At 48.5% G+C, this 7,301-nt stretch carries 4 protein-coding genes; 3 read left to right on the top strand and 1 reads right to left on the bottom strand.

Annotated elements, in window-relative coordinates; all coding sequences use genetic code 11:
• The 3 genes from PGS25_RS15120 to PGS25_RS15130 all read left to right on the top strand — a co-directional run.
• On the top strand, positions 1-4,228 hold a 4,228-nt coding region (locus PGS25_RS15120; protein ID WP_330671895.1), incomplete at its 5' end, for an RHS repeat-associated core domain-containing protein.
• 66 nt (positions 4,229-4,294) lie between these two features.
• Positions 4,295-4,717 carry a hypothetical protein gene (locus tag PGS25_RS15125; RefSeq protein ID WP_118480512.1) on the top strand — a complete coding sequence of 141 codons (423 nt, stop codon included), beginning with the start codon at positions 4,295-4,297 and terminating at the stop codon, positions 4,715-4,717.
• Between the two features lie 51 nt (positions 4,718-4,768).
• Positions 4,769-6,277, top strand: coding sequence for an ankyrin repeat domain-containing protein (locus PGS25_RS15130; protein WP_270419365.1), 1,509 nt, complete (start codon positions 4,769-4,771; stop codon positions 6,275-6,277).
• Between the two features lie 55 nt (positions 6,278-6,332).
• Here PGS25_RS15130 and PGS25_RS15135 read toward each other — a convergent pair.
• Positions 6,333-7,301: replication initiation factor domain-containing protein (locus PGS25_RS15135; protein WP_270419366.1), on the bottom strand; the 969-nt coding region annotated here is incomplete at its 5' end.

Here is a 7,301-nt window from a genome sequence, read left to right on the forward strand (position 1 = left end):
CCGTGTAGCAAAGACGATTGACGCGCTGGACGGCGAAACGATCTATGCGTATGACAGCATGGGACGCACGGTTTCGGAAACCGATGCAGAAGGCAACAAGAAAAACTACACCTATGACGCGCTCGGACGAACCAAGACCGAAACCGACGGTGCAGGCAACAAGACAACCTATACCTATGACCCTGTTGGCAATCTGCTTGTCACAACGGACGCAAACGGCAATGAAACCAAGACCGAGTACAACGCCATCAATGCAGCGGTAAAGCAGATTGACGGCGAAGGCAACGAAACCACCTACACTTACGACAAGGCAGGACGGCTGCTGACCGAAACGGACGCACTCGGCGGCGTTACCGCGTACACCTATGACCTTGCGGGCAATCAGCTTAGTGTTATCGACCCCGAAGGCAATGTGACAAAGTATATCTATGACCTGTTGGGACGCGCCGTAGAGCAAATTAACGCAGACGGCAGCAAGACCCGCACTGTGTATGACGCGCTGGGACGCACGACCGAAAGCTATGACGAACTCGGCGGTAAGACTGCTACCACCTATGATGCGAATGGCAACCAACTCACCGTCACTGACCCGAAAGGCAACAAAACTTCGTATCAGTACAACCGCAAAGACCAGATTACTGTTATCACCTATGCGGACGGCGGCGAAACCCACTATACCTACAATGCGCTCGGAAATGTCAGCGAAGTAACCGACCAGAACGGCAATGCAACCAAGTACACCTATGACGCACTCGGCAGAACGCATACCGAAACCAACGCAGTAGGTGTTGTGACCGAATACGGCTACGACAAGGTAGGCAACACGGTTTCTGTCACCAAGGACGGAACAGTAATCGCAAAGAGCGAGTACGACGGTGCATATCGTGTGATAAAAACGATTGACGGACTGGGTAATGCGGGAACAAAGCAGTATGACGGCGTAGGCAATGTGCTGGTTTCCACCGACCGTGAAGGCAATGCAACACAGTACACCTACGACAAAAACTATAACCTGCTCAAGACCACCGACGCAGAAGGCGGCGTGTCCTTGTCTGCTTATGACGCACTGGGTCGTGTCGTTTCTGAAACCGATGAAAATGGCAGCGCAACGACCTACACCTACGATAAGAACGGCAATGTGCTGACCGAAACCGACGCACTTTCTGGTGTTGTTACCAACACTTACGACGCACGCGGCAGAGTAGCAGCAACCACGGACAAGCTGGGTGCAACGACTACCTACACCTATGACGCAGCCGGTAATCTCCGCAAGGAAACCGACGCGAATAATGCGTATGCCGTTTATCAGTATGATGCGAACAACAATCTCATTCAGTATACCAACCGCAACAACGAATGGGTGAAGTATGCGTATGACTGCATGAATCGGCAGGTCAAGGAAACCAACCAGCTTAACCATGCAACCGAGTACGAATACGACCTTGCAGGCAACCAGACGGCGGTAATCGACGGCAACAAGAACAAGACCGTATACACCTATGACGGCTTGAATCGTCTTGTTTCCAAGACCAACGCCGAAGGCGGTATGTTCGAGTACCGGTATGATTCGTTTGGCAACACCGCAGGCACGACGATGTACGGCGGCGGTGACGAGAAGGCCACGACCACTTATACCTATGACGCAGCGGGCAATCTGCTGACCGAAACCTCTCCGCTGGGCAGCGTGACTACCTACACGCATGACAAGGAAGGCAATGTGCTGACGCAGGTTGACGAAAACGGCAAGCAGACCGCGTACACCTACGACAAGTTGTATCGCATGGTTTCCCGCAAGGACGCGGATGGTACTGCGACCTTTGCCTATGACAAGGCGGGCAACATGACCTCGGCCAAGGATGGAAACGGCACGGTAGCGTTTGTGTTCGACGCACTATCCCGCACTACCAAGGTTACGAATGAGGACAGTACGACCACGGCGTACACCTACGACGCGGCAAGCAACCGTCTGTCCATCACCTATCCCGACGGCAAGGCCGTTACGACCGCGTATGATATTCTCGGCAATGTGAAGTCCCAGACCGACCACGACGGCACAGGCATTACCTACACGCGCGACGCGGAAGGACGCACAATCAAGGAAGGCCACAGCGACGGCAGCACGACCGAGTATGACTATAACGCCGCTGGTCTGCTGACGCTGCAAAAGGAAGTTACCAAGAGCAACAGCACACGCCGTCAGACTGCGTATACCTACGATGACGCGGGCAATATCGTAAGCGAGAACCGCTCCGGTGTAGATATTGGCAAGAAGGACGAGCTGGTGCGCTACTACTACGATAAGGCCAATCAGCTTATCCGCACCAATATCGAGGGCAAGAATACGAAGTATTCCTACGACCTCGCGGGCAATCTGCTTTCCGATGGTACGAACACTTACACCTACGATCTGCAAAACCGTCTGGTTAGCAAGACCGGCAAGGACGGTACGACCACTTATACCTATGACGCGGCGGGCAATCTGATTAAGAAGGCTGCACCGGACGGCACGACCGAATATACCTACACGGCACAGAACAAGCTGAAAACCGGCAAGACCGAGGACGGCCAGAGCAGCACCTATACTTACAATGCGCTCAATGCACGCATTAAGAATGTACAGGTGCGCGACAACAAGAACGCCGGTCATGCAAACTCCGACTTGAAGGACGGTTCGCACGGCACCGATTATCTGGACTTTTTGATGGACGGACGCTTTTTCTGGCAGCGCACATGGGAAACCGAGGTAGGCACGACATTCCAGAGCAACTTTGAAACCGTAACAAAGAACTATGTTGTGGACTATCTTTCTACGGCTAACCGTGATATACTGGTAACAGAGGACGGCAGCTTCACACAGCGTTATGTGTACGATGAGAACAGCACCCGAATCTCCGCAGAGTACGGCTATGCAGCCGGCACGAAGCGCGGCGAAGGCGGCGAGAACCTGCAAAGCGACTTTGCTGCAAACGATGTGCGCAAGGTGTGGTATCGCACCAGCCACCTTGGCAGCACACTGTTTGCCGTAGATGAAAACGGCAAGGTAATCTCGCACACGATCTATGACCCGTGGGGCAATCCGCTGACCGAAACCTACACGGACGCGAATTTCAGCGGTATCGACAACGCCAACAATTTCACCGGCTACACTTGGGACGAAGTGCTTGACCTGTATTTCGCGCAGAATCGTTTCTACGACCCTGCCGACCACCGGTTCACGCAGGAGGACCCCATCAAGGACGGCGAGAATTGGTATGGGTATTGCGGGAATAATCCGATCAATGGATTTGATCCATCTGGAATGACTTTATGGTCTGATGCCAGCGCGCAGATCAAAAGATGGGGAACGGCAGCAAAGAGTTGGACAACTGAGCAATTAAATAAGGCAAAAACATGGATTAAAGAACGGGTACAGTCTGTAATAGCTACCATTAAAAGTTATACAATGCATTTTACAGACTATACTCGTAGGCAAGATGTAATGCGAGGCATGGTTGCATCTGCCCTTATCAATGTGGTTGGTAAACAAGCTGATTTGTTGAATGCCTTAATAAATACCCACCGAATATCCATTTCTCTGCCTACACAACAGGAATTAACTTCATATCTTACCACCAGCAGTAAACTCAATTCGTATTTCTTGAATCAGTCTAATTTTAAAGATTCCTATTACTTAGGAAGAATGATAGGCGATGGTATTGTTGCTGCCGCAGGAATTGGGTTAAGTGCAAAGTCCATTTTTGAGATGTTTGTTGGTGGAGGTATGGCTGGTATTGGTACCGCCACAGCACCCACAGGCGTTGGTGTTGCGATTATGGGTGTTGGCACTGCATTAACAGCCGATGGCGTAATTACTGTAGGCGCGGGAATATCTATTGCTGTCGCCGCAGCCGATAGTTTTGGTGGCGATTCTGACAATTTCAACTATTATCATAAATTGGATTGCAATAAGCTGGTCGCAAAATGGAATGAAATTCTATCCAAATGCACCAAAAGAAATGTAACCAAAGGAAGCCATGTTATATATGAAAGAAATCAATCCAATGGTTTTTCCACAGCTAAAAAAGATTTTGATTCTTTGAACTTGTCAAATATCAAAACAAGTACCAATAGTAAGGGCAAAACAACATATATTGGTACCGGTGCAAATGGAACCACCTATAATCTTCACTGGAGTTCTACAGAAAATCGTTGGTGCTTGCAACAGGGAAAGATCAAAATTAGGTATTAAAAGTCACAGATAGGTGAGCATAGATAAATTTATCTATGCTCATCTATTGAGAATCGGAGGTATAGAATGTTCAAGGAATGGTTGTATTTCAAAAATGAGTACGAAAAACATCATGATGCTATGATGCTTGATGGATATTCATGGAATGAGGATGGACTCTTAATCGAGTTGAGATCATTAAGTGACAAACGATACAAAATCCATTTTCATGTAAATGTTGAGATTGTAAAAATTGAGTACAATTCAGGTAGTGATTTGACTACTCAAGATATAGATGATGATTATATACAGAAATCGGGAGCAATTCCTCCGTGCATTGGATTCTATATAACCAATGAATCGGAGTTAGTTCATCGGGTGAAAGAGATCGATATGTTTCAGTCGAATATATATGATAACAAAGAGTATCTTCATTATATTATGACAACGGAGGATTTTCGTATTGATATTGTGAGTACATTGCCACCTACTATAAATTCGACTGTATAATTCAATAAATTACCACTATTCAAAGGCAAGCTTTACATGGGGAGTAACTTGATGAATAGATATATTCGAACTATGATCCAAATTCTCGTTTGCTGTTTCGGTGTGTTAATTTTGGGTGGTTGTCATGTACAGCTATCTGATTCAACCACAGAATCCAAGAATTTGGCAAATGCTCTGATCCATCCAAACTATGACGGCATTCAAGCGGCTGCAGAAGCTGGCGCAGACATGGATCAAGTCAAAATAGACGGTGTTTCGCAAAACCCAATTTTATATCTTTGGAATCCTTCACCGCGTCCACTGTTCATAGAACAATTGCTGAAAAACGGAAGTGACGCAAATTATGCGGACCGGAACGGCAACACCCTGCTGATGTATGCGTCAGGTTATGAACCGCAGAAATATGGATTTTTGCCGGGAAAGGGAAATTATTCGTCCGCTGATTATGCGGAACTGTTTTTACGATACGATGCAGATGTATCGCAGCAGAATAAAGAAGGTTGGACAGCGTTAGATTACGCCGTCCAACTGGATGACGATATGGCGGCAATGAACCTGTTGCTTTCCTATGGTGCAGAGGTGACACCTGTGGTGCTATCTCATGCACTGGATTTTGAAGGCGCGTATACCCATTATCAGCGGATTCATAAATTAGTTGCTTTGCTGGATTCGTCGCAGACGAGCACAATTCTCACGCCAATCTTTGATGCTGCGATTCGCGATGACAATGCGACGGTGCAGGAATTGGCGACGAAAACCGATCTTTCTGAGGCAGAGCGATTGCAAACGCTTTGTCACGCCGTTGCCTTCTGCAATGCTGATACTGTCAGATTATTGCTTGCGGATGGTTTTGGAACCATTCAGACCATAGATGCCGCTGACAACACGCTGTTGCAAATCGCAGCGATGCAGAACAATACCGATGTGATGAACTTCCTGCTGAAACAGGGATCATGGGACACCGAAAGCCGTGATGCGGCATTGTGCACCGCAATTCGAAACAACAGCACGGAGGCTTGCCGACTTTTACTGGACAGTGGCACTCCGGTCATTACCGGGACAGTAAGTATCTGGGAAGTGTTTGATAATATTATGGACGGTGCATCCGAAAACGGCAATGTTGAAATTACGCAGATGCTGATCCAGCATGGCTATCCCGTGAACGAAACCACGGCATGGTATGCGATGAAAAACGCAGCAAGGACCGGACAAACAGCAATTATTCAATATTGGGTTTCGCTCGGATACGATCCGGACTACCATTCAGATGACACGAACGGAGATTCCAGTGTCCTGCAGGACGCCTGCTGGGCAGAACAGATAGAAACCGTGCAATATCTACTGGACATCGGCTGCGATGTCAACGCAGCACAGAGATGTTTACCGATGGCTGTTGAAACCGGAAACATTGCACTGGTCAAGTTGCTATTAGAGCACGGTGCTGCTGTGGATGAAAGTACTGTATTTGATGATGGCTCCGCGGAGCGTACTCCAAAAGAAGGCGCAGAATTATATGGATTTGGTGAAATTTTAGAATTGTTGGAGCAATATCAGCAGTGAAAGACACAAAATGATTCAGATAGCCACCGGAGATAATTCTCCGGTGGCTATTCTTTTATTCCAGTTCACTCGTCACCTGCGCGACAATCTTCCTATGCTTTTCGTTCAGCACTGTGCCGTCCAAAAGCCGCTGCACAAAATCCCGACCTTTCATTTTCTCAATCTCCTGCAGCATTTTGATAGACTTTGCGACCTGTGTGTTAATCCAGTTTTCCGTGCGTTCTAAGTCGAACGGCTTCGGCTTCATTGTCAGTTTCAGTTTGCGTTCCTCGCCCTGCATGAACTGTTCCCAGTGCTTGTCCGTAGGGCAGTCATAACGCCGCTTATCGGTTTGCGGCTCGACGAAGCGTACATAGGTGTTGATGATGGAAAACGCTGTTCCTGCCGCGTCCTCGCTGTCCATTAGCGCGTCTGCGGAATTTTCCGCCGCGTTGTTCGTCAGCCGCAGTTCAAAGCGGTTAAGAATGTCTGCGTCCTCAATTGACTTGCCGAATTTAGCCTTTTGCTCCTGTGCTTTTTCATAGATACAGAAGTACACATCGGAATCCTTAGAGCCAAGATAGAGCGTGTGACCCATCTCCATCTTTAAGTCCTCGTCGGTTTCCCACGAATTTTCACGACCGGACGCAAAGTATTCCACATTCCGCAGCCGCGTGACACACTCGCCAGTAACACGCTTGCGGTCCAGTGTCGGCACATGGAGCAGTCCTGCATGGTCGTTGATTGCAAGGTCAATACGCTTGAATACGCAGCCCTCGGCGGCACAGTCGCGCATAAACTCATACCACGACCGCTTCTGTCCGCGCAGGTAGCACTCAAACTCACGGCAGCCGCGCCCGCGCAGTTCCAGCAGCACACCCTTTTCTTCATCGGGCGAAGACAGAACAAGAATGTTTCCGTGCGTAAAGCGATAGGAATAGCCGTACACGCCGCCGTCCTCGGAGATTACATATTTCATGTTCAGCCGCAGAATTTTTTCAAGTACATATCGCGCGTCCGTTGTCTTGAATCGGATTCGCATATA

The organism is Butyricicoccus sp. AM78-15b2TA, assembly GCF_027665985.1.
Lineage (GTDB): Bacteria > Bacillota > Clostridia > Oscillospirales > Butyricicoccaceae > Agathobaculum > Agathobaculum butyriciproducens.

What these genes read in the sequence shown, in the direction of transcription:
- PGS25_RS15130 (WP_270419365.1), top strand. Translation starts at nt 4,769, where the DNA reads ATGAATAGATATATTCGAACTATGATCCAAATTCTCGTTTGCTGTTTC.
- PGS25_RS15125 (WP_118480512.1), top strand. Translation starts at nt 4,295, where the DNA reads ATGTTCAAGGAATGGTTGTATTTCAAAAATGAGTACGAAAAACATCAT.